Annotated in this window: 27 protein-coding genes; all 27 read right to left on the bottom strand. The window is 36.4% G+C overall.

What is annotated here, in order from left to right:
* Positions 1 to 11: 11 nt before the first annotated feature.
* The 27 genes from QWZ08_RS09465 to QWZ08_RS09595 all read right to left on the bottom strand — a co-directional run bounded on the left by QWZ08_RS09465 (position 12) and on the right by QWZ08_RS09595 (position 25,907).
* Positions 12 to 629, bottom strand: a complete 618-nt coding sequence (locus tag QWZ08_RS09465) for an exosortase/archaeosortase family protein (protein WP_290337155.1) — start codon at positions 627 to 629, stop codon at positions 12 to 14.
* Positions 630 to 754: 125 nt separating this feature from the next.
* The gene (locus tag QWZ08_RS09470) at positions 755 to 1,900 is read right to left on the bottom strand and encodes a glycosyltransferase (protein ID WP_290337156.1); all 1,146 of its coding nucleotides are present in this window, start codon (positions 1,898 to 1,900) and stop codon (positions 755 to 757) included.
* A complete protein-coding gene (locus QWZ08_RS09475; protein WP_290337157.1) occupies positions 1,897 to 3,078 on the bottom strand; it encodes an O-antigen polysaccharide polymerase Wzy in 1,182 nt (393 codons plus the stop codon). The genes QWZ08_RS09470 and QWZ08_RS09475 overlap by 4 nt, the downstream gene beginning before the upstream one ends.
* Before the next feature lie 218 nt (positions 3,079 to 3,296).
* The gene (locus QWZ08_RS09480; protein WP_290337158.1) at positions 3,297 to 4,475 is read right to left on the bottom strand and encodes a glycosyltransferase family 4 protein; all 1,179 of its coding nucleotides are present in this window, start codon (positions 4,473 to 4,475) and stop codon (positions 3,297 to 3,299) included.
* 91 nt (positions 4,476 to 4,566) lie between these two features.
* Complete coding sequence (locus QWZ08_RS09485) at positions 4,567 to 5,403, bottom strand: FkbM family methyltransferase (protein WP_290337159.1); 837 nt, start codon at positions 5,401 to 5,403, stop codon at positions 4,567 to 4,569.
* Entirely contained in the window at positions 5,400 to 6,689 is a 1,290-nt protein-coding gene (locus QWZ08_RS09490; protein ID WP_290337160.1) for a glycosyltransferase family protein, read from the bottom strand. The genes QWZ08_RS09485 and QWZ08_RS09490 overlap by 4 nt, the downstream gene beginning before the upstream one ends.
* Positions 6,690 to 7,517 (bottom strand): FkbM family methyltransferase, encoded by an 828-nt coding sequence (locus QWZ08_RS09495; protein WP_290337161.1) that lies wholly within the window; start codon positions 7,515 to 7,517, stop codon positions 6,690 to 6,692.
* Positions 7,514 to 8,683, bottom strand: a complete 1,170-nt coding sequence (locus QWZ08_RS09500; RefSeq protein WP_290337162.1) for a glycosyltransferase family protein — start codon at positions 8,681 to 8,683, stop codon at positions 7,514 to 7,516. The genes QWZ08_RS09495 and QWZ08_RS09500 overlap by 4 nt, the downstream gene beginning before the upstream one ends.
* A 69-nt stretch (positions 8,684 to 8,752) precedes the next feature.
* Entirely contained in the window at positions 8,753 to 9,754 is a 1,002-nt protein-coding gene (locus QWZ08_RS09505; protein ID WP_353960479.1) for a glycosyltransferase family 2 protein, read from the bottom strand.
* A 41-nt stretch (positions 9,755 to 9,795) separates the two neighbouring features.
* On the bottom strand, positions 9,796 to 10,653 hold the full coding sequence (locus QWZ08_RS09510; RefSeq protein ID WP_290337164.1) for a glycosyltransferase family 2 protein: 858 nt from the start codon (positions 10,651 to 10,653) through the stop codon (positions 9,796 to 9,798).
* 59 nt (positions 10,654 to 10,712) lie between these two features.
* The gene (locus QWZ08_RS09515) at positions 10,713 to 11,645 is read right to left on the bottom strand and encodes a glycosyltransferase family 10 domain-containing protein (protein WP_290337165.1); all 933 of its coding nucleotides are present in this window, start codon (positions 11,643 to 11,645) and stop codon (positions 10,713 to 10,715) included.
* A gap of 40 nt (positions 11,646 to 11,685) precedes the next feature.
* On the bottom strand, positions 11,686 to 12,882 hold the full coding sequence (locus tag QWZ08_RS09520; protein WP_290337166.1) for a glycosyltransferase family 4 protein: 1,197 nt from the start codon (positions 12,880 to 12,882) through the stop codon (positions 11,686 to 11,688).
* 37 nt (positions 12,883 to 12,919) lie between these two features.
* Positions 12,920 to 13,648 (bottom strand): FkbM family methyltransferase, encoded by a 729-nt coding sequence (locus QWZ08_RS09525; protein WP_290337167.1) that lies wholly within the window; start codon positions 13,646 to 13,648, stop codon positions 12,920 to 12,922.
* Between the two features lie 19 nt (positions 13,649 to 13,667).
* Positions 13,668 to 14,711 carry a hypothetical protein gene (locus QWZ08_RS09530; protein WP_290337168.1) on the bottom strand — a complete coding sequence of 348 codons (1,044 nt, stop codon included), beginning with the start codon at positions 14,709 to 14,711 and terminating at the stop codon, positions 13,668 to 13,670.
* Between the two features lie 17 nt (positions 14,712 to 14,728).
* Positions 14,729 to 15,646, bottom strand: a complete 918-nt coding sequence (locus QWZ08_RS09535) for an FkbM family methyltransferase (RefSeq protein WP_290337169.1) — start codon at positions 15,644 to 15,646, stop codon at positions 14,729 to 14,731.
* The gene (locus QWZ08_RS09540; RefSeq protein ID WP_290337170.1) at positions 15,643 to 16,614 is read right to left on the bottom strand and encodes a glycosyltransferase family 2 protein; all 972 of its coding nucleotides are present in this window, start codon (positions 16,612 to 16,614) and stop codon (positions 15,643 to 15,645) included. The genes QWZ08_RS09535 and QWZ08_RS09540 overlap by 4 nt, the downstream gene beginning before the upstream one ends.
* Positions 16,611 to 17,678 (bottom strand): glycosyltransferase family 2 protein, encoded by a 1,068-nt coding sequence (locus tag QWZ08_RS09545; protein ID WP_290337171.1) that lies wholly within the window; start codon positions 17,676 to 17,678, stop codon positions 16,611 to 16,613. The genes QWZ08_RS09540 and QWZ08_RS09545 overlap by 4 nt, the downstream gene beginning before the upstream one ends.
* Positions 17,679 to 17,687: 9 nt before the next feature.
* Entirely contained in the window at positions 17,688 to 18,341 is a 654-nt protein-coding gene (locus tag QWZ08_RS09550; protein WP_290337172.1) for a DUF1919 domain-containing protein, read from the bottom strand.
* Between the two features lie 14 nt (positions 18,342 to 18,355).
* Positions 18,356 to 19,495 carry a glycosyltransferase family 4 protein gene (locus tag QWZ08_RS09555; RefSeq protein WP_290337173.1) on the bottom strand — a complete coding sequence of 380 codons (1,140 nt, stop codon included), beginning with the start codon at positions 19,493 to 19,495 and terminating at the stop codon, positions 18,356 to 18,358.
* The gene (locus QWZ08_RS09560) at positions 19,468 to 20,367 is read right to left on the bottom strand and encodes an NAD-dependent epimerase/dehydratase family protein (protein WP_290337174.1); all 900 of its coding nucleotides are present in this window, start codon (positions 20,365 to 20,367) and stop codon (positions 19,468 to 19,470) included. Before QWZ08_RS09560 ends, QWZ08_RS09555 begins: the two co-directional genes overlap by 28 nt.
* 8 nt (positions 20,368 to 20,375) lie before the next feature.
* A complete protein-coding gene (locus QWZ08_RS09565; RefSeq protein ID WP_290337175.1) occupies positions 20,376 to 21,266 on the bottom strand; it encodes a class I SAM-dependent methyltransferase in 891 nt (296 codons plus the stop codon).
* An 87-nt stretch (positions 21,267 to 21,353) separates the two neighbouring features.
* Positions 21,354 to 21,968, bottom strand: coding sequence for an acyltransferase (locus QWZ08_RS09570; RefSeq protein WP_290337176.1), 615 nt, complete (start codon positions 21,966 to 21,968; stop codon positions 21,354 to 21,356).
* Positions 21,969 to 21,985: 17 nt separating this feature from the next.
* The gene (locus QWZ08_RS09575) at positions 21,986 to 22,933 is read right to left on the bottom strand and encodes a sugar transferase (protein ID WP_290337177.1); all 948 of its coding nucleotides are present in this window, start codon (positions 22,931 to 22,933) and stop codon (positions 21,986 to 21,988) included.
* Positions 22,930 to 23,892, bottom strand: a complete 963-nt coding sequence (locus QWZ08_RS09580; protein WP_290337178.1) for a glycosyltransferase family 2 protein — start codon at positions 23,890 to 23,892, stop codon at positions 22,930 to 22,932. Before QWZ08_RS09580 ends, QWZ08_RS09575 begins: the two co-directional genes overlap by 4 nt.
* On the bottom strand, positions 23,889 to 24,794 hold the full coding sequence (locus tag QWZ08_RS09585; RefSeq protein WP_290337179.1) for a glycosyltransferase family 2 protein: 906 nt from the start codon (positions 24,792 to 24,794) through the stop codon (positions 23,889 to 23,891). Before QWZ08_RS09585 ends, QWZ08_RS09580 begins: the two co-directional genes overlap by 4 nt.
* A complete protein-coding gene (locus tag QWZ08_RS09590) occupies positions 24,784 to 25,203 on the bottom strand; it encodes a GNAT family N-acetyltransferase (protein WP_290337180.1) in 420 nt (139 codons plus the stop codon). The genes QWZ08_RS09585 and QWZ08_RS09590 overlap by 11 nt, the downstream gene beginning before the upstream one ends.
* Positions 25,200 to 25,907 (bottom strand): WbqC family protein, encoded by a 708-nt coding sequence (locus QWZ08_RS09595; RefSeq protein ID WP_290337181.1) that lies wholly within the window; start codon positions 25,905 to 25,907, stop codon positions 25,200 to 25,202. Before QWZ08_RS09595 ends, QWZ08_RS09590 begins: the two co-directional genes overlap by 4 nt.
* Between the last annotated feature and the right edge of the window lies 1 nt (position 25,908).

Here is a 25,908-nt window from a genome sequence, read left to right on the forward strand (position 1 = left end):
TGTGGAATAGGTTAGTTGGGTAAAATGTTATTGTGGTCACTCACTGGTGCCTGCTCTGCAGCTTCTTTGACTGCCTGCTTTTTTTCTGCCCGGTTAAACAACCAGATCATACAAAAGATAGCAATGTAAACCGTAATATTAAATAAGGTATGATGATCCATGGTAACGGGCGTTTTCCATTGCTGATAATTGGAAATCAGTACCAGCGTAATTCTTACTACGTTAATCAACCAGATAAAAAAACAACCGGCCAGCATCCATCCTGCCTTTTTTAACCAACTCCCATTATTGGCGAAAATAAAGGCAATCCAAAAGCTCAACAATCCATATCCCAGGCAACTGTACACTAACCGCACACCCGTACCATTTACAATGCGGATAACATAACTGTCAACCTTGAAAGTATCAAATCCTGCAATGGCAGCCAATACCCTCGTTCCCTGCAACAGGGAAGATCTCAGCAGGCCGGGGTAATCAAAATAACGGGCAACAAACGGACTATAATAACCGCCGGGTACAGTGATCCCGATAATGAATTTGGTACCAAAATACAGTACACAAAATGCCCCGGTAAATTTAATAAAATAAGCGCTGTTGCTATAAAGCGTCCTGAAGTTAAAAGCTTGCACAGTGGTTATTTAAAAAGAAAAGAAGATTGTTAGATAACTGCAAAACCGCCCTATTCAATAATGTATAACTCAGCTATTCAAATACATCAAAAATGAGCAAACACTAACCACTCACTACTCACCATTCACGATTCACCATTCACCACCTCCCCCCCAAACATCCCATCATACTGTTTCTTTAAAACAGCCAGGTCCACTTGTTTGATTGCATACACATGTGCACCCTTATTCCATGCCGAAAACTCAGTTGCAGACATCGCCGCGAAGGTATCCACTGCAGCAGTGATTTCCAAAGCATTTTCAATGGAAACATTTTTGCCGGCTTTGTTTAACTGCAATTCATTGAACGGGGTAAAATGGCTGGTGATCACCGGCTTTCCTGCGGACAGTGCCTCGAATAACGCATGTCCAAAATTCTCGCTTTTACTGGGCAACACTACCACTTCATAAAGCCCCAGCGTTGCTGCTGTTTGCGCAGGTTCAATAGCTCCCTTGAATTGAACCCGGATATTGTCCGGCATATTCCTGATCAATGCAACACATTGCTGCCAGTAAGCCTGGTCTTTAACGGGTCCGTAAATGTCATAGTCAACTTGCAGACGGCAGTGTTGCAATGCCTGCAGTACCAGCAGGATATTTTTCATGGGGCTTATCAGTGCGATGGAAACCATTTTCAGTACACCTGCTTTTTTTTCTGATGCCTGTTGCCAACTAAATATACGTGGATAATTGCCTGCTATCAGTACATTGGTTTGGTTGCCAAATGCAGCCTGTATAAAACCAGCTTCAGTATCATCTGTCGCATGAAATGTACAACGTTGTTGAACGCCTGAAAGCTTTAACAAAGCCAGGTAGATTCGTTTCTTAAATCCCTTCTGAGAAAGCGCACCGGGGTGCAGCATGCCCCTTGCCGAAAGAATTTTCATTTTTGTATCGCCAAAGAGTAGCGGTACAATATTAAAATACCAGGAATAAATGCCAATGATAAAAAGTACCGTTGCACCTGAATCCTTTATTTCCCTCCGGATCGTTTTTACATTCGTGCTCTTTTTAGATGCGTACCAAACCTGAGTGCAATCATTATAGCTGGTCCAGCAATCAAATGCCACACCTGCCAATTCACTGCCATCCAAATCGGTATTGCCGCACAATATTCTGAACCTCGTCTCGGGCTGCTGATATTGCTCTACCAGGTTGGCAATTGATTGCACCGGGCCGCCGGCTTTGTAGGCGGGGAGAAACCAATCGATGGTTATGAAAATGGTTTTCAATTAGCGGTAGCCGTTTGTACCCGAAAAGTCTTTTTGAAAAAATAGATGATACAGGCAATTAAAAAGCAGGATTTAAACAAATGGCCTAAGATGGTTTGCAGCTCACAATCCGGACGAATCGGGTAATAAAAAACCAATGCAGTAAATAATATTAATACAGGATAGTTTTTACTCTGTTTATAAAAAATATTTAAAATAGCGCTGTACATCAACCCCAGCAGGAACATAAAAAAGCACCCCCCGTAGATACCATAATTTAAATAGGCGTCGCCCAGGGAACTAAGTCCCATTGAAGTACCGGCCCTAATCTGAAGTCCGGAATACTTCATAAATATGGTTCTATCACCGGCATTTAATTTGTTAGGCGCCAATATCCTCGGCATGATAGCAGCCTCAAATAACTGGTACATTTCTTCACCATTGGAAAAAGGAATTCTCGCCGGAACATTAACCATTATATTGGTAATAATAAATCCCTGGTTGATGCGAACAGTTGCAGGCGCCAATTTTGCAGCGCTAAAAATGCTGCCGTTTTCATTCTGCTTTTCGTATAAATTTGAAAAGGTTTCAATACCTGCTTCCTCTTTTCCAGTTCCGGTAGCTGCACGGTAACTTGCTTTTAAAACCTGGATAGTAACTGCTAAAAATATAAAGACTGCGCAGGCAATCACTTTGGTATTAAATCCTATCTTATACTTTATGGCAAATATTGATCCCGTAAAAATGATCCAGGTTATAAGGTCATGAAACATTCCTTCACCCAATGATGAGGACACAATAGAGCCGATGACTACTACTAAAGAGAGTGTCTTTAATTCCTTCGTCCCTAGTATCAATAAAAATAAACCAATGAACTTAAAACTTCCCAGCAAGTAAAAAACAAATGCTAATTCCGAACCAAAAAATCCGGACAGAACGCTGGTCAAAAATCCTATAATTATAAAGAGGTAGGGTAATTTAGGATTCTTTTCGACAAACAAAGTTATTTTCCGCTCATCCACTATTTCACCATCTAACTTGCCTGCTTTGATATGTAAACCCATTATAAATAAACAAACAGCTGGGATAGCATAAGCGAAATAGTCTGATTCCGGAATTTTCATTTTATAATGGAAGTATTGATAGGCGTCCAGGCCATTGTATGCGAGTATAGGGCCAATAAAAAACTGTACACACATAAACGCACCTAATAAATAACGAACTGGCACTACATAACCAATTGAATTAAATAATAGTGCAAATTGGTGAAGCGACAACAAAAGTGCGAAATACGAAGGCCAATTCATGTCTAAAAATATCACCCGTAATGAAATTGCGATTAAGACAAAAAGGGGCCAGTTTATATTTGTTCGAAAAAGCGTTTTCAAGTTAGTAGAAATTATGTTCCTGAGATATGTTATAGTTTTGCCATGGCACGCTCAATTCCTGAGCATATTTCACCAAAATTCCACTGTGATATCTTATTTAAGGATTGGATTCCCATTTCTTGTAGTTTAGAACGGTGTGATAAAAGTGATTTCATTTTAGCAATCAGGCCTTCCTTATCAGTGCTCTTAAATGTATAACCATTTACTCCTTCATCAATAAGATCTGGAGCACAACCGCATTTGTCACTCACCAGTACAGCTTTCCCACATGCCATCGCCTCATTAACAGCCAACCCCCAGGTTTCACCGGGCCCTTTGGAAGGCAAAACTAATACATCTCCCACATGGTATATGGAAGGCATTTGCAATTGATTTTGAAAAGGAAGAAAGTGAATACGTTCACTCAGTAAGGCGGGCAGGTTATTTACTGTCGTTTTTAATTCCGTCTCCAATACCCCATTGCCAACGAACAACAGGTGTGCAATAGCATCGTCAAGTTCTATAAAAGAATTCAATAGCAAAAACGGATTCTTCTTTCGTTCCATTTTTCCAACAAAAATAAAAACTGCCGCGGCATTTGGTATACCTAATGCCATCCTGTCTATTTTTGACACGGGCTTCATGAATCGCTCATTGTCGATCGCATGCGGAGCAAAAATCAACTGGCGCTCAGCCAAACCATATTTATTGTAATATGCCTTGTTTGCTGTTCCTACATACAGGGCGATATTTATGTGACTGTATATCCAGGATAAAAACGTTTTTCTCGCCATCTTTTTTATAGAAAATGCCGGCACTTCATCTATTAAAGTAGAGTCTCCCCGAAATATAACAGGCTTCTTTCCCTTGAAATGTCGTAACACTTTCAAATGACTTTTAAAACACCATCCCAATATTAATATCGCATCAGGATACCAGAACTCAATTTCGTTTATTAGCCCCGGATTATCAATGCCATTAAAGTGATGTGAGCCCGGTTTAGCTGATACATTTTCCACAAACTGATATGGATAGCCGTCCAGCAGCGGGATATCCCAGTCTACGTTTTTACCAAAGTCAGGATCAAGTTTCTGCTGGTGCTCCAATTGCCCCCAGGTATAAAAAACTTTCACATTAATAGTTCCCCTTTCGTTCAGTAGTTTAAACCAGGGGGCATTATACTGGATAGGATGAGTGGTTATAATCGCAAGTTTTTTCAAAGGCGGCATGCTGTGGCTTTAAAATATATCACTTGATAAAAAAAAGAATTGTGAAAGCCGATAGGAAAACAATTAAATGATATAAATACCTATCCAACAATTAAAACAATTTCTCATTTTTGCCTGATGGCTTTCCCCAAATCATCGCTCTACCTTCCCGAATTGTCTCTGTTAAGGCAACTCCATCCATAGTAAACAATGAATACCCCATTGCTTTGATGTAGTCCTGTGCGGCGCCTTTTTCCAACCCTGCGTCCGCTTCTGCCCAGTATTCAAACTCGAATAAAATATTATCCACCTGCTTATTTTGTAACAGCCCATGCATACCTTTAAAAACAAATAATTCAAATCCTTGTACATCTATTTTTATCCAGCTGATATGTTGGATTTGTTTAGCCGAGCAAAATGAATCCAGTGAAATGGAATTCACTAAAATAGACTTCTTCGTATAGGTCGGTGCCAGTGAACTTTTACCATAGTGTTCACTCTGATAAAATCGCATGGGGTGCATATCATTGTCATACACTACAAAATTGTGTAATTCATAATTGGTTATTTTGTTTTCGCTAAAATTTTTCTCCAGGTAGCTATATGTTAATGGCGATGCTTCAAACCCGATGTACTTTATGCCCGGTTTTTGTTTCACCACTGGCAAACCGAGTGCGCCTATGTTAGCGCCGATATCAAAATAAAAACTGCCTTCTTCTATGTGTTTAATTAAAAACTCGACTTCCTTTTTTTGATATACTCCTGATATTAATAAAACAATTCCCAAGCTTTCAACCGTGTTGGGAAGATTGTAAAGAAGGTCATAATGTGCAGTAAAAGAAACGGGATCTGGTTGATGGATATAATCATTAAAAAAATATTGCCCAATCCTTAATTTGCCTCTAAACCATGGCAGTTGCCTGAATTGGTTCAACAGGGTTCTGCTCATTTGGTTTCATTTTTTAAAATAGCACTGTTTAGTAATTCTGTTAGCTGCCCGGTAATAGATTTTGCTGACCAGTCATCAAATACTGTTTGATTGATCTGTTGAGGACTGAATTGTCTGGCAAAAACAAAAAATCTTTGTAAAAAGGAAGGAAATTTATCTGCAATTACCACCGCATTACTTTCTTCATCAATAGTCAGTACAATCCCCGCATTGGACTGCTGCAATACATTTACTGCCGTGCTTTTTTTATGCAAAACTGCTAGTATGGGCTTGCCCGACAATATGCCTTGGTAGGCTTTGGACGGTGTATAATGGGGCTCGGTACTTCCTAAAATAAATACTCCATCCGCCTGCTTCAAGTGAACCAGTACATCCAGGTAGGGTATGCGTTTGGGATATTCAAATACAACCGATTGATATAGGCCATAGTTTTCCGCAAGCGGCTTTATATTAAATCCTTGCGGATCATTGGTTGCTTTACCAGTACCAATAAAATGAAACTCAACCTGCCCAACCAATTCCGGCTGCGCCTGCATGCTTTTAAAAATCGCCTCCAGTAAGCTGTAAGCCTTGGGAAGCATTGCACCGGCATAAACCAATTGTATTTTGTTTGTTTTCTTACTAAACAAATATGGTTGAATATCCAGTTGGGTTAACTGATCATGATCCGCTCGCTCACCTCCATATGGCATTGCACCACATACAGCTTGATGTTTCAATTTCGGATTACGATCCAATACCGGTTCATAATAACCAGCTGCAACACCCGTAATTAGTGATGCCTTCTTTACCGCAATCGGTTCTAATAATTGGGCAACTTTTGTACTAAACCAATGACGGGAAAATAAGCGATCGCTTCCGGGAAAATAATGTACCCAGGGATCAATATAATCAATCCCGTATTGAATTCCAGTTGAATGATGCAACCTGCGCCCCAATAACGCACAATAAAAAGACGGAATGGGGATGTATAAAAAATCAATCCTTTCGGATTGAATCATTTGTTTGGCTCTTTTGTACAATTGAAAAAAAGCACGCAAGCCTATGTCTCCTATGATCCTTGGACGGATAACTTGGAATGCTTTTACTTTTTCAATTCGTAAACTGGATGGTAAGAGTTTTACTAAATTATAATCCAGCGGCTCTTCATAATATTCCTCATTCACTGTTAATATGACGGGCTCCCATCCAAAGAACGGCAGGTGTTGTGCAAATAGCCTGGGGCGATGCACACCTGCTAGATTACTTGGTGGAAAATGAGGATATAAAATAAGTAGCTTTTTCACTTAAACAGACGCAATATAATGGCAGATTTCCGGTGATCCTTGGTCGGGACTTAAACCGGTTTCAAGTACCGTGATGTTGGAATAATGATTTGACAGTATAGCCTGGCATCTTTTACCTATTTCAGGTGAATGGACTTCTATCATCAAATAGGGCCGCTTCCTTTGCAGTAATTCAACAGCACCCTTTAAAACAAATTCTTCAGCTCCTTCCACATCAATTTTGATAAAGTCAGGCTCAGGAATACCCCTTTTCATCAATTCGTCAAGGGTGACACATTCCACTGATAATTTTTTTATCTCCTCATCTTCCCTTTGAAAAGAACTGGCTTCAAGTTTTCCCATTGTTTCTTCCGGCATTAGTTTAAACACAGCTTTACCGCAGGTATCCGAAATGGCCAACTCTTGTAACCTGATTGGCAAAGAAGCATTTAATTCAATCAGCTTCTTTATTTTAGTTGCGTTGGCCGGCATTGGTTCAAATATAAATACCTCCGAAGCGCCCTTAAGCGCCATCACGCCTCCGTAATATCCCTTGTATCCACCAATATCGAAGCATACCCAACCCGGTTTTACAGCATTGCGTAATGCCTCCGCAAATTCAATTTCCCATGTACCAATCCACATCAATTTGTCCTGTGGCATCTGCACGGGAAATACCAGCCCTTTTGCCGGGCCCCCGGAGATAACCGCTACGAAGGCTTCATTATTGATCCATTTGCTTAAAAGTATTGACTGTAACTGTTTTAGCCCTGGCATATTCTTTATTCTTGTCCTCAAACTAAACGGAACCATTTCAACCAGTTTAATTACCCAATTTTGTATAATCATAAAAACTTTTCTATCAAACTATTTAATTTAATCTCCTGGGCTTCCCATGAAAATATCGATTCAAATTTTTCCTTTTGCTGACAGGTATTGATATCCTTTTTCTTGCTTAATTGAACAATCGCCATTGCCAATGCTTCAGGGTTATGGATATCCACAATAGTTACGGCCCCAGGAAACAGCTCAGCCACCTCCCGCTGGCCTTTGGTATCGGATGCCAGCACCATCAAACCTGCCTGCAAATATTGTAAAATTTTATTTGATACCGTAAGTCGCTTATTGTCATTGATATTCTCTTCAATGGCTAACCCTATTTTAAACTGGCTTATAAAATCATCCAATTTAGCATGAGGTATAAAAGGATGTATAACCAAATTATGTAAAGATTGATTCGCAAATTCCCTTTCTAAAAAATCCAGATATCCTGCTTTCATTTCTCCCAATAAATGCAACTCAATGCCAGCATTACAAACCAACAAACCCTTTAATAATAATTCAAGGCCCCTGCCGGCTCCAATAGTCCTCGAAAACCAAAGCAATTTTATTCTTTCATTGCCTTCATCTTTAATGAAATTGCTTCGTATCTTACTTTTTATTGAAAAGCCATTGTAAATAACAGTGATTTTATTTTCTGAATTGTAGCATTCTTTTAAAGCAATTGCCATGGAGTTTGATGCAGCGGTGCAAAACAAGCCATTTTGCAGGGCATATTTTTCAGCAGCTTTCAATAATTTCACCGGTCTTGCAGGCACAAGGTAATCTCTGGAATACCAATCCTCAAAATCGAAAATTACTTTTTTTCCCGCTTTAATTAGATCCCTGCCAACATAAAAAGCACATTCCAAATGAGCTACATACAAGACGGCATCTTCCTGTAGAGCTTTTTTAAACATCAATCCGGGAGAATAACTAATAGCCCAGCCCGTTCCATATTTACCCAAACGCTGCAATTCGCCTGCTAACCTTTTTCTTAACCGATAAAAAAAAAGTGACAGGGGATTGATTTCACCAGGTATAAGATTAAGATAAGCCTTATATTTTATGAGATGGCCATCTACTATTTGCCAATCCTTTTTCAACGATTCTTTTGAATGCCACATGGAAAGAATCACCACATCAAATCCCTTTTTTTCATAGAAGAACGCCTCCTTCCACAAACGCGGGTTCATGCACAAATGATGATCGGAGAGAAAGCAGATTTTCCGCTTACTTAACATATTGGTATCGTTTTTTTGTCCTCACTTAAAATTATTGACTGGCTTATACCCCATTTTGTAAAAAAGGGCTTGCATTCTGCTTGCGATTTTCCAACCAACAATTGCCTTTATTAATTTAAATATCCTACCCCCATTTGGTTTTACTGTGCCAAATCCATACAATTTAATTTTTTCTTCGTGTGCACGAATAAGATCGGGAAAATGAGGATACATGCGATAATACTGGTTTAAATAAGTATTGGAAATGAGATTCCTTATGCGGTAAGTATCTTCTAAAGCCAGGAGCTGTTCAGCGATTAAATTGGTTGCCAAAAAAGTGGACTCAAAAAATTTACGTGTAACCTGGGCGGAGATGCTACCGTTTTGAGCTGAACGATAAAATAGTCTAGCACCTTCGCAAAAAAGAACTCCCTTTGATTTAAGTATCACCCTGTTAAAAAATTCAGTATCATTAAACAGAATCAATCTTTCGTCCCATAAGCCTGCTTTTTCAATTAGCTTTCTTGGTATTAACATAATGCCACATTGTAGCATCACACCTTCAGGTCTTGCCGTTAAAAAATCCAGGGGACTCATGTCCTTCCAGTAATCAAGCTTGGTAAAATCAGCCAAGCTTGGTTCATCATTATAAAATCTTCCCCACTCGCCATATGCAACATGATCAGTTGAATAATTAAGAATATTGATCTGTCTTGAAATCATTTCAGGGTTAATAAGGTCGTCAGAATCCATGAATTTGATATAGTCGCCTTTGCAATTAGAGTAACCGAAATTTAGGGCGGCGTCTTGTCCCTTATTAGTTTGACTTAACACAGTAATCCCCTTTTTTTTATATCGTTCTAGTATAACTGCCGTGTTATCTGTTGACCCATCATTTATCACTATAATCTCCATGGATTGCCAGGTTTGATCTAAAACGGACAATAATGTCTGTTCAATATGTTTACCTGCATTATACGCTGAAATTATAATTGAAACAAATGGTTGGCTATGCAAGTTTTGGGTATTAAAATGATGGGACAAAACGATTACAAGAAATAATCGTGAAACAATCCTGAGTAGATTTAATGGAAAATTCCCTCCAAAAAATCAAAAAATGTAAACTTTGATTTAGCACACGCTGATCTTATCTTCGAAACGTCTAGGGAGGTAGCAAATACCTTTATCAAATTAACTGCAAAACGCCGTTTATTTTTTTTGATAATCCATGCTTTTTGACTATCATTTAACGGTAATGGAAGTTCTGCAATTGCATCTTTTAGATATAGGTATGTATTATGAAGATAACTTGTGGTGTTGTTGATTTCTTGACCCGCATGTCTGCGATACCACATAAATTCAAAAGGCAACAGAACAATTTCCGAATAACAACAAACTTTCAAATTATAGTACATGTCATTTGCAGGTCCATATTTTTCAGGATATCCGTTTACTTCTCTAAAAAAACTAAGGCGTTGAATAGTGCCGCCGGGCCCCATCATTAAAAAAGGCTTTTTAAAAAAATGTTCATGAATTGCTGCTGTAGAATTAAGTACAAATGGGGCGCCCGATAATCGAGAATACATTCCAAATGAAGCAAGAGGAAAAGAATTCATGCATTTTACCAAATTCGAAATTCCGTTAGATAATATTTTATCGTCTGAATCCACATAAATAATAAATTCTCCGTTTGCTAAGGACGCTGCATAATTCCTGTTCGGATAATCCCCCAAATTTTTTTTGTTTTCATATATCTTTATGCGGGCATCACCTTTTGCATATTCGCCGGCAATTTGGACAGTTTTATCCTTAGAACAATCATCAATTATAATCAGTTCCCAATTTTTATAAGTAGACACCAAAACACTTTCGATCGCTTCCCTGATATAATGTTCGCGGTTATAGGCAGTCATCAAAATGCTCACCAATAAATTCTCTTCCATTTTATTTCGGCCTAGCTTATTTGTTATTAATAATTAACTATTATGGGAATTACATATCCTCATTTTCTATGTTCAACCCACTGCTTAAGCTCGGATATTTTTGTATGAGTTTTATAAGCTAAATATTCAATCCTATCCTTAAAGCAATTTATAAATTTCCTTTTTCCTGTCGTACAAAAAATATGATTAAAGAATGCGATGAATTTCTCAACGCGGAATTTTGATGGTATTTCATTACCTAAAAAAGGGCTTTCCTCTAACATGAGTTTATATGCTTCTGTATTTTCATCCAGATACTGAATGTATCTAATGAGTGCTTCGGTAGATTCAAAATTGTGAACATTTATAAACGCCCTTGCATTAAAATCTTCACTGACCCTTGGATTACCCCAATAAATAGGAATGGAATTAGCAAGAAAAGCATCAAATATTTTTTCTGTTGTATATCCCAAAAACGAAACGTTTTCAAATGCGATATTAAATTTTGATTGTTTTAGGAAATCTAGTTTGTCATTAACTGGTCCTCCAATGTTATTTAAAAATCTTCCTCCAGAATCAACCTTTTTATAGTCACTTAGCTTTAAAAAAAAATCAATGCGCTTCTTTGCATCCCCATTACTTACGACAAATGAACAAAATCTTTTTTTCTCTGCCATTATTTTATCAATATCTTTTTTGTTTAAAAGATATTCTGGCATAAAACGTCCCATCAGAAAAAGGGGCCATCTCAAATAGGTAGGACTGTCAATATAATCAAAACCAATATGGAAATCGCTTCGCTTAAAGTCGGGTCTAATATTTTCACCACTGATACAAATGCGGCAACAATTATATTTTAAAAAATTTTTTCCATATACAGAATGAATTAAAAAATCTGGTTTAGGATCAAATTCAATATTAAAATTTCGGCGTAAATGAATGGTAAAATAATTATTTTGAACATCAAAACCACTCCACATATCCGAGAACCAAATTTTTATAGGTTTTTGCAATACTTTCTTAATTTATTTGACCACTATAATTTTACTGATTTCATTTTAACTCAATCAATTCTTTCATCAAGTTGCTGACAATAATATCCCATGAATATTTTCTTTCAACCAGTTCTCTTGCATTTTCGCTAATACATTTTAGCACTTGTGGTTTGTCAAAAAACTTAATTGCCCTATTAAATTCACATGGACTATTTGCAATCAATATATTTTTATCGGCTTCATATTCCAGCCCCTCTGCTCCAGCTGTTGTACTGATTACGGGTATACCTAAACTCATTGCTTCCAATATTTTCATCCGGGTTCCACTACCATGTAATATTGGAACTATAGCGAAATGTGCTTTACGATAGTATTGAACAACATTATCAACTTCACCAATAAAAATAATCCTTGAGTTTTTTTGCAAGAGATTTTTCAAAACAATACTTATTTTGCCACGTCCTACAATCGATAAATTTATAGACGGATGTCTTTCAACAATAGCTGGCCATATATTTTCTAAAAACCAACATAGACCTTGAATATTCGGATCATAATCAAGCGATCCACAAAAAATCAAATTTAAATTTTCCGAAAAATCAGGAAAGTTATAAGAATTCATCTTGGTATCTATTCCATTAGGAACAACCCTAACAGGTATTTTATACTGATTTAATTGAGCAAAAACATTTGCATCATTAATACTACATGCTATAATCAAATCGCATTTTAAAAACAAAGATGATTCTTGTGCCCTGATTCTGTTAAGTTGGGTTTTTGTAAGTTTCCCGGATAATAGCACATGATCAACATTATGTGCATCAAAAACTATAACGGCTGTTGGAAATATTTTTTTTATTTTTCTCCATAGCATTAATGACTCAAGATGCTCGAAAATAATTAAATCATATTTATTATTTTCTATATTTTTTACTATGGGTATTATTCTTAAAAAATTTGAGTCTGTACTTGAAAACGTACGATAAAACCAGCGATAAATAAACCCATCTAAAACTTTCGTAACAAATGACTTTTCGGGTATTAAAGATTTCTTTGCGGGAAATAAAAAATTTGTAGAAGAGTTAATTACTTCATGACTACTTATTTTTTCTTGGATATCGCTTTGCAAGGTCAAAACATCAAGTTCTGTATATTTTGAAAGTTGGTTCACCAGATTCCAGCATCGCAGCATGCCTCCATTCATTGGAGGAAACAATTGTTCATAGCCAATAATATGAAGAACTTTTAATTTCATTATGTGCTAACGATATCTAATAAAATACCCTGTTTCATTAAGGTTTGCCTGGCTTTAATAGCTTTTTAATGTTCTGTTTTTGCTGCTTAAAATAATTATTGAACAGTTTAACTTTTAACATGATCATCATGTGATACCTAACCGATTTTCTTTCGTAAACTTCGTCAGCACCCAATATTTCAATTAGCGAATATCCATGGTTTTTTAAAAAATTTCTTACACTATTGGAGCGATAATTATTTTCAATTGTAAAAATCTTTATATCCACTTTCGAAAAATCAATTGAATTCAAAACGCTAATTTCCCCTCCTTCAACATCTATATTGCAATAATCGATAGTTTTAAGGCCATAATTTTCAAATATATCACTTAGTGGCAGTCCTTCTATATCGACAATTTCCTTTTTACCACCATGATCATTTATAGTTTGGTCAATTCGTTCAAGGTGCCTTTGGTCAAACATTTCAACTATCCCACTTAGCATAATACCCCATCCACTCACTGACAGAAATTTTAATATCCCTCTTTTATTTAAAATACAGCAATTAAGAGTAATGCAGGTCCTATTCTTCTTCAATTGCTCGTATGCTTGAGGGTTTGGTTCAATGCAAATCCCTGTCCACCCTAAGTGTTTTTCCAAACAATAAGTATTACTTAATGCAACTCCATCGTATGCACCTACATCTACAAAGCACCCTCCAACTTTGTACTTAACCAATTTCTCAACAATAAATTTGTCCTGACCATCCTGAGAGTAAAATTTCATTTTTATTAAATTTAAAATTCTATTTTTTTACTGTATACTTTTCCTTATTGAAATGCTTGATAAATTTTAATATTTCGGCAATTCCGGCTGTGTTTCCAAAATAGGACGTATGGTAATGTTTTATAAAATCGTCATATACTTTTTGTGGCGTTTTTACTAAATCATAGCCCCGCTTAAATTCATTTAGTTTATTTGCAAGATCATCATCTGTGTCGTATACAGAAAAACATTTCGGAAGTTCGCCCTTTCCATGTGGCATTGGCTGTTCATCCAATCGCCATGACATTGGCCAGCCGGAATCCGGCGTAAATATTTGCACCCCACATGCCAAACATTCTGCAATTGGAAGCCCAAAAGCTTCAGGAAACTGTATAAAAAAAACTGAAGCCACTTTATACAATCCTCTTATTTCTTCAATTGTATAATGTCTGTCAAGAATGATCGTTTTTATTTTAAGCTGAGTAAGGGTTGCTATTTGCAGAGCGTGAATATGTTCGTACCCTGGTTGTTTAAAATCAACCAAAGCAATAAATTCCTCTTTAGAAACAGGTTGCAAACCTGTATCTGATAAATCAAACCCAACAGCGGTATAATCTTTGCCTGGTTCTGTTTTGATCTCTGTTACATCAGTTACCGATAAATGCCAATCATATCGTTCAAATAGAGGATCACCCGAATTGATTAATTGAGCAATTTGTGATGGTGCATTTCCTAAATAGTAAACTTCATAAAACAAAACAGGTTTTTTAATGATTGCTTTTAATCTTTCAACATTGTACAATCGTTTCCAAAAACCATTAGGTATACATTCGCTGATAACAACAGCATCGTATTTTTTCAATCTCTTTAAAATCCGTCTATCTGAAAAATAATTAGCAATTTTTTCCCCTAACCAAAAATGAAAACTAAGTGTATTATTTTTAAATGAAACCAGGCGGTTTAATACATTTATTTCATCAAATAAATCAATTTGTACACCAGCTTCTTCAAACTGCTTTTGTAGTGATTGAGCCAATATCAATGGGCTACTATTTTCTGGTCTGGTTAAAATAGCTATTTTCACAACTTTAGTTGGTTATACTAATTTACAATTGATTTGTATTGAGCAAATTTTGCAATCGGTATACATAAAATATCGTATTGGTGATCCTTTAGTTCTGTATTATTAGAGATTTCCTTGATCTCTTCTCCCGCAATAAAAATTCTGTAAGCTTGCTCACGATAAAAATTTAGAACATTTGATGCTGATTCTCCCAATTGCTGTAAATAGCAATCTGAAAGTTCCATTATAAAAATAGGTCGATCTCTTTTTATTAGATTTTTCATACCCTTCAATGCCATCGCTTCTGCACCCTCAATATCCATTTTTATTAAATGAACAGGCTGGATTTCATCTAGAATGGAATCCAGTGTGATCGTTTGCACTTCAACTGTTAGATTATTTTCTTCAATATTCCTAAAAGAGGCACGACCGCTATTTTTAACCATGCCTATCGGAATTTTAAACAATGCTTTTCCATTATGATCAGATACCGCTTTGTTATAGACCATTATATTAGAAGAATTATTTAGACTAATATTTTTATTCAATTTGTGAAGTGTTAACGGTGTAGGTTCAAAGGAATAAACTTTTCCTGACACCCCCACAAGCTTTGATGCGATCAAAGAGAAATAACCAATGTTAGCTCCAATATCCAACACATTATTTCCTTTCTTCAATATCTTAAGAAAAAGTCTAACTACATGTGGTTCAAAATCCGCGCCGGTATATAGCCAGTGATCAATGTAATCATTGGTTTGCAACTCCATCTTTCCTGCATGTCGCAGAACAATTTGTTTCGAACCAAGCTCATTGACAAAACGATCATTTCTTTTAATTATATTTTTTAAAAAACTACGACTTCTGATCACCAAAAACTGCAGATACCGATTTTGGGAATTGCCGTATCTTAAATTTCGGTTGAAATAACAAACAATTGGAAGAAATGCTTTTCTCATTTTTTCTTCAATAATTTTAAACATATCTCTTTAAAAAAAACGACGCTCTTCAATGGAGTAAGAATAATTTTCCCTATTTTAAAAGTCACGCTATTTTCATAACTGGCTTGTAGACTGTTTAATTGTTTAATTTTAACGAGCAGGGCTTCTTCGCAAGACTCTAATTCTAGTACTTGTAATTCTTTCTTCTTTTCCGGAATTAAAACATCAATCCCTTCATGAATATCTTTATATATTATTTTCGAAAGCAGTTGCCAGGAGTAGGCGTATTTTGCATTCTTTCCAGCGCTTTGAATTTGAGTAAATGATCCCTCTCTTACAGAATAATTGTATAATACTTTATCAACAGTGCCCCCCTTGAACTCCTTTAATATGCGGTAAATCCATTGAATATCTTCGGCTACTCTACCTGCAAAGTAAGGATGATATCCACCAGTACTCTCCAGCGCTTTTTGGGTAATCATCATCGTTGGGCAACTGGTAGGATCAAAGTCCTTATTTTTTTTATTGCCAAATTGTAGAAATTCATCTCTAAGCTCCTCATTTGATAGAGCTACCCGGCCTGGTAAACCTTTTTTTAAACCTGAAAAGCGATACCGGGTAAAACAAATACCCAATTCTGGCTGTAACTTAAACTCACTCAACTGTAACTCTAAACGCAATGGCTCCGACCAATCATCTGCATCCTGAAAACAAATGTATTCTCCCTTTGCGTGGCTTAAAGTTTCATTAACAGCTCCTACTTTTTGTGTGTTTTTTTCGTAGGCAACTACCCTGATCCGATCATCTTTAACAGAGCGTATTTTTTGAAGTGTATCATCTGTTGACGCATCATCAATTACCAGTATCTCCAGGTTGCTATATGTTTGCACCACAATAGACCTAATGGCCCTTTCCACAAAAGCACTCACATTGTAACAGGGAATAATTACCGAAACCAATGGCTGCTCAGTATTCTTCGGTGTCATCGTTTCCAAAGTAATTTTAAAATACTCTTAACTAGAAAATAATCAAAAGCCCTATTTTCCATCAGTTGCTTTATTCCCCAATAAGCACGGGCACGATTATTCCGTCTAAACTGTTTCATCACATACTTTTGGGTAAAGTAAAGCCATAAATGTCTTCTTGTAATGACCGATTCATTCAAAATCCATTTCCTGTCCAATTGATATACTTTAGGACTTTTATAAATAGTATCCACATAGTAGTCTACGATGTCATCGTGTACCCCCGCAAAACGTTGTAGATCTGTTACAATACTACATCGCTCAAAAAGAAAATTATTTACAAGACTGTTACTGACTGTTTTTGAATTTTCATGAAAACGAAAATTTACAACTGTTGTTTTCAGTTTTCTAAAATTAACCTGCCCATACATCAATAAAAATTTCACCCACATCTCTCCATCCATAATATAATGCAGATCTTCGGAAACGCCATTTACCTTCATTATACAACTTAGCCTGAAAAATGTAGAAGGCTGCGAAATTTCGCAAAGTTCAATTGTTTCCTCAAGCGTTTCAGCTAACACGGTGCCCTGGTACAAACTTAACTGACCGGCGCTACTAATATGATTTTCAAAACCGGAAACTACTTTCAAATCCGGGTCAGCAATAAATGCATTGGCTACGTTGTAAAATGTGTCATGCAAATAACTATCGTCACTGTTTAGCCAATTAAAAATCTCTCCGGTGCATTTTTCAAGCCCTTTGTTTATTGCATGGCTTTGCCCACGATCGGGTTCTGTTTCCCAGTAGGTAATCCATGGCTCGTACTTTTTTATGATGGATACAGATTCATCTGTGCTACCCCCATCAATTATTATATATTCAAGATTCGGATAATTCTGTAATAAAACTGAACGGATGGTTTCTTCAATATATTTACCCTGGTTAAATGAAGGAGTTACGATCGAAATTTTTGGCCATGTTATTAAAGGGTCAAAACTAATTCCATCCAGATTTCCTGTCCATGGCCAACCAAAAAGCTCTTGCGCCGGAGTTGGTAATTCATAAAAAACGTTGCTGCTCATTTAACTCTATTATACACCCGAATTTAACCAGTTTACTACATCAAAATATTGCCTGTGATGCCATCTGTTATCATACATATCACCCACAACTTGTTGCTTGCGGAATGACTTTATAAAGATCAATGATTTAATCCCCAGTATTTTTTTTGCACTAAAGAATACCTTTTTACCCGGTAGTTGATCAAAAGCCTCAATCTCATCAATACCACATTCCTCATTGTCGGAGAACGAAAAAAACAGGTTATCAAAGTTAACGCGACTGACTCTTCTATTCCATTTTTCCATTGCCTCAGCCTCAGATTGATAATGTAAAAAATGAATTTCAATCTCTTTATTTAACAGGCCAATCGGGTACGCATTCAATGTTTGTAAATAATTACCCTTTTCATATTTTGATTGTTTTACAAACTCCAGTTCAGCATTCAAGTTTTCACGCAAAGCTGAAATAAACCTGATATAACAGGGAGCAAAAAAGAAAAGGCCTATTGTTGGGCTGGTGTAAGGGATACTTAAATCTTCATATATACTCCCACCCCAACAATTATTTGAAATGATCGTAAAGTTTTTGTTCCTGATATTTCGCCTGATTCTCTTCAAATAGAAAGATTCTCTAACTGCATTAATCTGATGAATAATTGCTCGCCGATAAAAGCCAAATTTCATTTTAAAATACCCAATCACTTCAGTACATTAATAAATGAATGACCAAATTTTTTAATTGAATCAACATATTCGAGCTTCAATACGGGAAGCTGCTTTAACAAAGTTGTACAAATCAATTCCGCAAGGAAATCACTGTCATGTGGTGCAAAAAAGCAACCACCCCATGGCAACTGCTCTCTATGTACAGCAATATCTGATGCAATAACAAATTTTCCCAATGATTTAGCATCTTCAATTACAGTACTCCAGCCTTCAAATAAAGATGGTTGAATAACTGCAATTGAGTGTTGCATTAACTTCAATTGCTTTCTGCGATCTATCAGGCCAAGCATTTTTATATTATCATTCAAACGATGCTGATCAATAAAATGAAGGATGGAGCTAAAGTATCCCGGATTGCGATAATCATCTTCTTTACCGGTAAATACAAATTGAAATTTGACCCCCCTCTTTAGTAGTTCCACCGCTGCATTTAAAACTACCTGGTGGTTCTTATGTTTCCAAAATTGATTGGATATTATAAAATAGTCTTTATCAATTTCAAGCTCTTTCAACAAGTCATTAATCTTCAAATCGGCAATTGCAGGATGAGTTACCGCAAATGGTATTACATGCACTTCGCAATGGCCGGTTAGCTCAAGAGATTCCCAATCACTCTTTGCAGCCTCGCTGCTTAAAACCAATTTTTTATTACTATCTGCAATTTCCTTAATCACATGATTGCGTGCCGCTAATTCACTGGCCTTAAAAAAATCAGGATAAACAATATGTTGGAAATCGGGAAACCAAAATACTTTATTTGCTATTCTGTCAAAACAAGTATCATTGCTCGCAGGAAAAAGTACATCGATCCTTTTTTCTGAAATTCTTTTATCTATGATATCCCTTCCTGTAAAAAACTTTGCCAGTTTATTGATTGCAGCCTCCGCCAGGTTTCTTTTATAATCAAATGGATTTTGATAATCCAAATATGGATACCCTGTTTTTTGTGCTGCTGTTAAATCTGTTTTCCTTTTACTTAGAATAGTAATAAATGGTTGCTTTTCTACCGGTAGTGTACTTAAAGCACTGATAAGATTTAAAATATAATAAGTACCCCCAATCCAGTTTTCATCCACCGAAAATATTAATCCAAGTCGAATTCTTTTATCCATGCTATATACCCTTTTAAACCTTCAGAAAGTGTTATTTTATTTTCGTATCCCCAGTTGCGGATGGCAGATATGTCTGCACACCAGTTAAGCGGATCACCTTTTTTTATTTCACCCGAAAATGCATAGTCGCTGTTTAGCAGTCCTAAATAAAGCGCTGCTATATCTTTTAAAAACACCTCTTCCCCATTCCCAACATTTACTGCTTCCCCATTAAATCCTCCATGTTGTATGGCCAGTTCAAATACCTGTACAAGGTCCTCTACATGAATAAAGTCCCGGCTTTCATTGCCCGTGCCATAAATTTTCACGGTGCCCGTCAATCTTGATTTTTGATACAGGTCCCAAAACAATTGTTTTTTTAAGCCAGGGCCATATGCTGAAAATATACGAAGGCAAAGCGTCTGAACGCCAAAAAAATCGTGATACTCCCGGCACAGTTGCTCGCTGTATAATTTATGCCAGCCGTAAGGCGAAAGCGGCTGCGGTGTTGAAAGCACATTAACAGGCAATACTGAAGGATTACCATACACGGCGGCGCTCGACAAATGAATGTACTTGCATAATGGAGCATACCTCCGAATGGCTTCCAGAATTTTACCTGCCGTAAAAACATTCAATGTAAAATCTCTCAATGGATGCACCAGTGAATCGGGTACACTGGCTGCGCCGCTACAATTAATACAAACATCAAATCTCTCCTGTTCAAAAAGGTCATTGAAATCACTGTTGGTACTGTCAAGTAAAATATAATGATCATCAATATAATCTACCACTACATCGCAGCCCCATGTTTCATCTTTGTTTAAATTAGAAAAGTGATGATAGGCATGGCTGCCAATAAATCCTTTTGAACCGATGATGAGTATTTTCAAAACAGCGACTATTTATTTTTTTGAATTTTCATAAAGCAAATTGCCCGGCTATGAGCGGCATTATCACTCCCTTTACCACGGCCGGTATGTGGGTTATAAGAAATGGCGTTTTCACTTTCACTTTGTAATACAAATTGCCATCCATCTTGATTGTACTTTGCAAATGACTTTTTACACATACACGTAGCAATGATAGCATCCTCTATTTTTTGAACCATTTCTGAATTAAATTGCTGAAAAAAGCCATGATTCTCGAATTTGCCATAAGGAAAAGTTAGTAATATTTGTCCACCTGGCTTTGCTACCCTTACCAACTCTTCAATAACATTCAAATACTCGAAGCTTTTATTTTGAGAATCCTGCAGATGGGCAATATCATATCCATACATTGAATTGTCCATATCGATATGCTCCAGTGTTGAATGGCAAACTATCTGATCAAAACAATCATTTTTAAAAGGTAATTCCCTTAGGTCCCCATACACATAAGATATACGTTTGTTCGCAAAATTATTACTCTCAGGATAGTAGGTATAAATGTAAACATCCTTATCGGTTAACACAGAATGAGCCAATATATCCCCGAAATTAAAGGTTGAGCCTGCATCAAGAAATTTACCGTGACCTGGCCGAATATGGGATAATAACCAAGGATATTCAATTACTCTTTCATCTAATCCAACACCATAACCTGATGGCAACAGTTCATTTTCAAACTGTGTCAAAACATCTTGAGAATGAATCGCACCTTCAATATATTTCCATTTATATTCATGATACCCCACTGACCAAGGTTCAGAACCTGATGCTTTGTAAGAAGCAATAATCTCATCTTTTGACTTCCCCTTTTTAGCCTTCACAAATAGATGTTTCAATTTATTCTTTATTCTCGACTTCATAATTTCAGTAACAAGTGATAAACGCTATTCTATTTTCTATTTTTAAAGAATTATCAACGAGAGCAAATAATAATAAAAGATAAAAAATCATTTTAAATATCTAACAACCCTCCCTGGATTCCCAACAACAAGAGAATATGGAGGCACTTCCCTAGTTACAACACTATTGGCACCTATTATAGCCCCCTTTCCAATTTTTACTCCTTTAAGGATAGTAACGTTAAAGCTTATCCATGAATTATCTTCAATAATAACAGGTGCTGTAATAACACTACCTTTCTCACTCCATGGGCCATTTTTTAGCAAATCCTTGTATCTGTATGCACGTTCCCCCGAATCAAACTCGTGGGCACTAGTATCTATAATATTTACATTATGAGAAATCAAAACATCGTTGCCAATTATGACATTTTCTCCAGACCATATTCTCGAATGGTCACCGATATAGCAATTATCCCCAATCAATATTTTACCACCATATTTAAAAATCAGCAACAGACCAGCTACATTGGTCCCTTTACCAATAACTATCTTACCTGGATCATTCTGTTGATTTTCAACGCTGGCACCGGCCAGAAAAGTTCCACCATTATTAGTAACCCTTTTGTTACAAGCTTTGATATTATCTTCAATCTGCAAAGCTTCAACAACCTGTTGCAACTGGTATCGTTTGATAATCCATATAAGAAAATTTTTAATCATTCTTTAATTATACGATTTCAAATAATTATTAAAAAATTGCCTTTAAAAAAGGACTTCAGTTTAGTTAATAAAATTTGATTATTACTTTTCTCGTGGCCATTAATTAAGTAGCCCTGCAATTTCCTTAACATGTTCGTATCCGGGGCAATTAGTTGAGGAAAACTACTGATTTGATAATTGCAATCAAATTCCACAACCGAATGCCCGTTATCATATTTTGTATGAGTACCTTCCTCATCATACCCAATATTATTAACCAGACTTTTATCAGGAAATAGCGTCAAAGCATTATGAATAAAAATTGACCACCACCAGCGGATTGCCCAGGAATCAATATTTTTTTGTTCCATTTGGTTAAGTAACATAGCGGTGTAAGGATAACTGCCATTTATATCAAAATGATAAGCAAGTTCCTTTTCAGTTTTCAGCCGGCTGTAGCCTTCCGATAGTGGGTCAAAATGCTTCCATGCCCTTTGCCAGGTAGCCCATCCCCAGGAAGAGGCAAAGGTTAAAAAAAATGAACTACTACTGCTCCTGATATTTTTTAGTGGGAAAAAATATCCGGATACCTGCCATACTCTTTCTTCGTTTTCATACTGCTCCAAAGCATCATTCATAAACCGTAGAAATCCGCTGCCCGTTACCAGGTCGTCTTCCAATACAATGACTCTACCAAATTTATTTACTATTTCCGTAACTCCGGAAATAACAGATGCGGCAAGACCAATATTGTTATCCCGTTCGATAATATGAACCTCCTTACACCAGTTTTTGTTTCGTATTACTTGTCTTGTCTTTTCTACTTTTTCTATGTCCTTATCAGTAGCATTCGGTTTAATACCATCTGCAAAAATGTACAACACAGATTCAGCTGCCAGTTCATTTACTGCAAGAGCTTCCAGCGTTTGCTGCGTATGCAAGGGCCGGTTGTAAACGAATAAAACTATGGGAGCCAATTCTTTCATAAAAACGATATCCCTTTAGTTCCTGTCCGAATTATCCTTGTTAAAAAACGAAGCATCTGGTTATATCCGATCATGTTACCTGCATAACGCCTGAACGCATTTGAATGAAAAAAAACATAACCGGGATCTGCAATAATTATTCTCAGAACAAGATGCATTTTATTTATTCCATTCCTGTTTATCTGTGCTAAATGAAAAAATAAACTACTCAATACCATGTCTTTTCGTGAATTTACCAAATGCACCATTTTGCAATATTCAAACAACTTAAACCACATCAGCTCAAAGTTCTTTTCAACTAATTTACTATTAGAAGTTAAACTAATAAAGCCTCTTTCGGCTATAGTAACGGGAAACCTGATATTACCAGGAACCAATTTGGCAACCGCCGCCATCTTAAACCATTGTAAAGTATCTTCAGATGTTTTTAAGGTTTCATCAAAAAAACCAGCCTTGTTGAAAATTGTCTTTTTTACAGTAAGCCCGTCTATGCTAAACCATAGTTTATTTCCCAAAGGTTGCAAGTTTTCAAAAAGTTTACCGGGTTGAACGTCCTGTATTTCCGAGTAATTTATTATTCCACTAATTGAATGCACACCTATCATTTCATATACTCCGTCCACCGTTTCATCTTCTTCAAAACACAGAGAAGTTGCACTAAAACGAAGTGGCAGATAATAATCATCTGCATCTAAAAATGCAATGAAGGGTTCACTTGCTTTTTGAATTCCTAAATTTCTAGTCGCCGATACGCCCTTGTTTTTATTGCCAGGATGTTGCAGGATTAAAATCCTTTTATCCACCTCAGCTTGCTGCCTGCATATTTGCAAACTGCTGTCTGTTGACCCATCGTCAACTAAAATCAACTCAGTTACTTCAGGTTGAATAAGTACAGATTCAATGGCTCTAAACAGGAAATTTTCAGCATTAAAAACAGGAATAATTACTGAAATTTTCATTTAATAAAAAGCTTTTTTAATATCCTCCGAAATACTAGCCAGGCCTTTCCGTAGTGCCCGGCAAACAAACAAAATTTCAGGTAATTATAATTGTATCGGTACCAGTAGCCTGGCGAATCAAAAGAAACGGCATCTACTGCCGCCATTTCGTAAGTATTTACATATTGGTCAAAAACCTCATTCCGGAGCTTTCTATTCAAACTCTTAAAAATTAAAAACCTTGTATGTAAAATTTTACTCCATTTTTCAGGAAGTTCCCTTGTACTCCAAAGGCCACCAGCATGCACCCTTACAATAGCTTCCTTTATTTCACTATGGTATTTTGATTTACCTTTTTGGGTTAAGAAGGATAGTAAAAGACTATCTCCATTATCTGATTTTTTAAAGGCCCCCGGTAGATCTTTAAATACATTTCTATATACAAGCGTTGGTGTGGGCAGATAAACTCCCAACAATTCATTTTGATCAAAATTTCGCTTATTTGATGTTGGCTGCCGGTTATCATCTTTTGGGGTACCGTTTTCATCCAATATTTTTATATCATGAAAACTAAGTACATAATCTATATTGGTCTCTAAAAAATCTACCTGCTGCTGAAGCTTGTTTAAGTCAGTCCAGTAATCATCTCCTTCGCACATGGCAATATATTTGCCTGTTGCCTGTGAATATGCCTTTATAAAATTAAATCTCGGTCCCAGGTTCTTTTCATTGCAAAACCCTTTTACGATTACCGGGTACTTCATGCGATATTGCTCAATAACCTGCTCAGTTTGGTCCTTAGAATGATCATTGGCAATTATGAGTTCAATATCGAAATTTGTTTTTTGCAATACAACTCCTTCAATAGCATCTTTAATAAACTTTTCATGATTGTATGCCAACATAATTACACTAACCTTCATGGCTCAAATCCTTTTTCATTAAAAATAGTTTGTCCATAGAACTGATAACTTCAAAACCTGCACGTTCATATAAATGAATAGCAAGCTGGTTATCTTTACTTACTTCCAGGTGGAAACTTGTAAACCCTTTACTCTTTACATCCTCAATTGAACAGTTTAGCAAATGTTGCCCGATTCCCTTTCCGGCAAATTCAGGCTTCACACAAAGCAGCGTTAAAAAGGCAATCTTACTTACAATATCATTACAATAATAGGCAATGAATCCAGCAAGCTGTCCCTGTGTATGATACGTTACAAGGATGGCAAAATTTAAAATCTTTTCAACATAAGGCACCACAGGTTTATCAATGAACCTGCCATTCGTCACTGTATTTTGGTCATTGATAATATCTATTAATTCCTGTTTCAAACAAGTGAATACATTGGTAAAAAATCATTTTTAACCTTTTCAGGTGAGTTAAACATCATCACATCTATAATTGATAAGCCATTTATAAATTCCCTGTCAAATTGCTCATATGCTGGCAATGTCGATTTTATAAAATACAAATTGATCTTCTTTTGGGCAAAGGTTTCCTGCTTATAGAGCTGCTGCCCTCCGATGGCATTTATATATGCGATGGCATTTTCTTTTGTGCAAATATCAATAACACGGTCTGTATTTTTTAAATGATCGTTTTCATAAATGGAGGAAGACAACTGTATATCCGTTTTAATGGACAGATATTTCACTACGGCTTCAATACTTTCGGTTGCAACCTGCGCTATCGGCTTATCTGTGCTTTGTGAAATTATTGACTCCACCATTGGAAACACGTCTTTAAAAAAAGGAGCCTTTCTATAGGCCTGAATAATGGTTTGTTGTAATTTTTGTTGCCAGTTAAACGGGGTTTTCGATACAAACGTTTCATTTATCGGGGCATTTGAACTAATACTTTTTACAGGAAACGTGAATAAATATTTCCGGCCATTGAGCAGCAAAAAATTCCTGTTGATCCAGCCTTGCTTTATAAAAGCAACATCATCATACACAACAAATTTATCAACGGCATTGATTAGTTGAAAATATCCCAGGTAGGGGAATAAATAAGGCTGCATAATGGATAACTTCAAA

The organism is Ferruginibacter paludis, assembly GCF_030409685.1.
In the GTDB taxonomy this organism is placed as follows: Bacteria; Bacteroidota; Bacteroidia; order Chitinophagales; family Chitinophagaceae; genus Ferruginibacter; species Ferruginibacter paludis.

What these genes read in the sequence shown, in the direction of transcription:
- QWZ08_RS09475 (WP_290337157.1), bottom strand. Translation starts at nt 3,078, where the DNA reads ATGTGTGTACAGTTTTTTATTGGCCCTATACTCGCATACAATGGCCTG.
- QWZ08_RS09480 (WP_290337158.1), bottom strand. Translation starts at nt 4,475, where the DNA reads ATGCCGCCTTTGAAAAAACTTGCGATTATAACCACTCATCCTATCCAG.
- QWZ08_RS09485 (WP_290337159.1), bottom strand. Translation starts at nt 5,403, where the DNA reads ATGAGCAGAACCCTGTTGAACCAATTCAGGCAACTGCCATGGTTTAGA.
- QWZ08_RS09495 (WP_290337161.1), bottom strand. Translation starts at nt 7,517, where the DNA reads ATGATTATACAAAATTGGGTAATTAAACTGGTTGAAATGGTTCCGTTT.
- QWZ08_RS09500 (WP_290337162.1), bottom strand. Translation starts at nt 8,683, where the DNA reads ATGAACCCGCGTTTGTGGAAGGAGGCGTTCTTCTATGAAAAAAAGGGA.
- QWZ08_RS09510 (WP_290337164.1), bottom strand. Translation starts at nt 10,653, where the DNA reads ATGGAAGAGAATTTATTGGTGAGCATTTTGATGACTGCCTATAACCGC.
- QWZ08_RS09520 (WP_290337166.1), bottom strand. Translation starts at nt 12,882, where the DNA reads ATGAAATTAAAAGTTCTTCATATTATTGGCTATGAACAATTGTTTCCT.
- QWZ08_RS09525 (WP_290337167.1), bottom strand. Translation starts at nt 13,648, where the DNA reads ATGAAATTTTACTCTCAGGATGGTCAGGACAAATTTATTGTTGAGAAA.
- QWZ08_RS09535 (WP_290337169.1), bottom strand. Translation starts at nt 15,646, where the DNA reads ATGAGAAAAGCATTTCTTCCAATTGTTTGTTATTTCAACCGAAATTTA.
- QWZ08_RS09540 (WP_290337170.1), bottom strand. Translation starts at nt 16,614, where the DNA reads ATGACACCGAAGAATACTGAGCAGCCATTGGTTTCGGTAATTATTCCC.
- QWZ08_RS09545 (WP_290337171.1), bottom strand. Translation starts at nt 17,678, where the DNA reads ATGAGCAGCAACGTTTTTTATGAATTACCAACTCCGGCGCAAGAGCTT.
- QWZ08_RS09550 (WP_290337172.1), bottom strand. Translation starts at nt 18,341, where the DNA reads ATGAAATTTGGCTTTTATCGGCGAGCAATTATTCATCAGATTAATGCA.
- QWZ08_RS09555 (WP_290337173.1), bottom strand. Translation starts at nt 19,495, where the DNA reads ATGGATAAAAGAATTCGACTTGGATTAATATTTTCGGTGGATGAAAAC.
- QWZ08_RS09565 (WP_290337175.1), bottom strand. Translation starts at nt 21,266, where the DNA reads ATGAAGTCGAGAATAAAGAATAAATTGAAACATCTATTTGTGAAGGCT.
- QWZ08_RS09570 (WP_290337176.1), bottom strand. Translation starts at nt 21,968, where the DNA reads ATGATTAAAAATTTTCTTATATGGATTATCAAACGATACCAGTTGCAA.
- QWZ08_RS09575 (WP_290337177.1), bottom strand. Translation starts at nt 22,933, where the DNA reads ATGAAAGAATTGGCTCCCATAGTTTTATTCGTTTACAACCGGCCCTTG.
- QWZ08_RS09580 (WP_290337178.1), bottom strand. Translation starts at nt 23,892, where the DNA reads ATGAAAATTTCAGTAATTATTCCTGTTTTTAATGCTGAAAATTTCCTG.
- QWZ08_RS09585 (WP_290337179.1), bottom strand. Translation starts at nt 24,794, where the DNA reads ATGAAGGTTAGTGTAATTATGTTGGCATACAATCATGAAAAGTTTATT.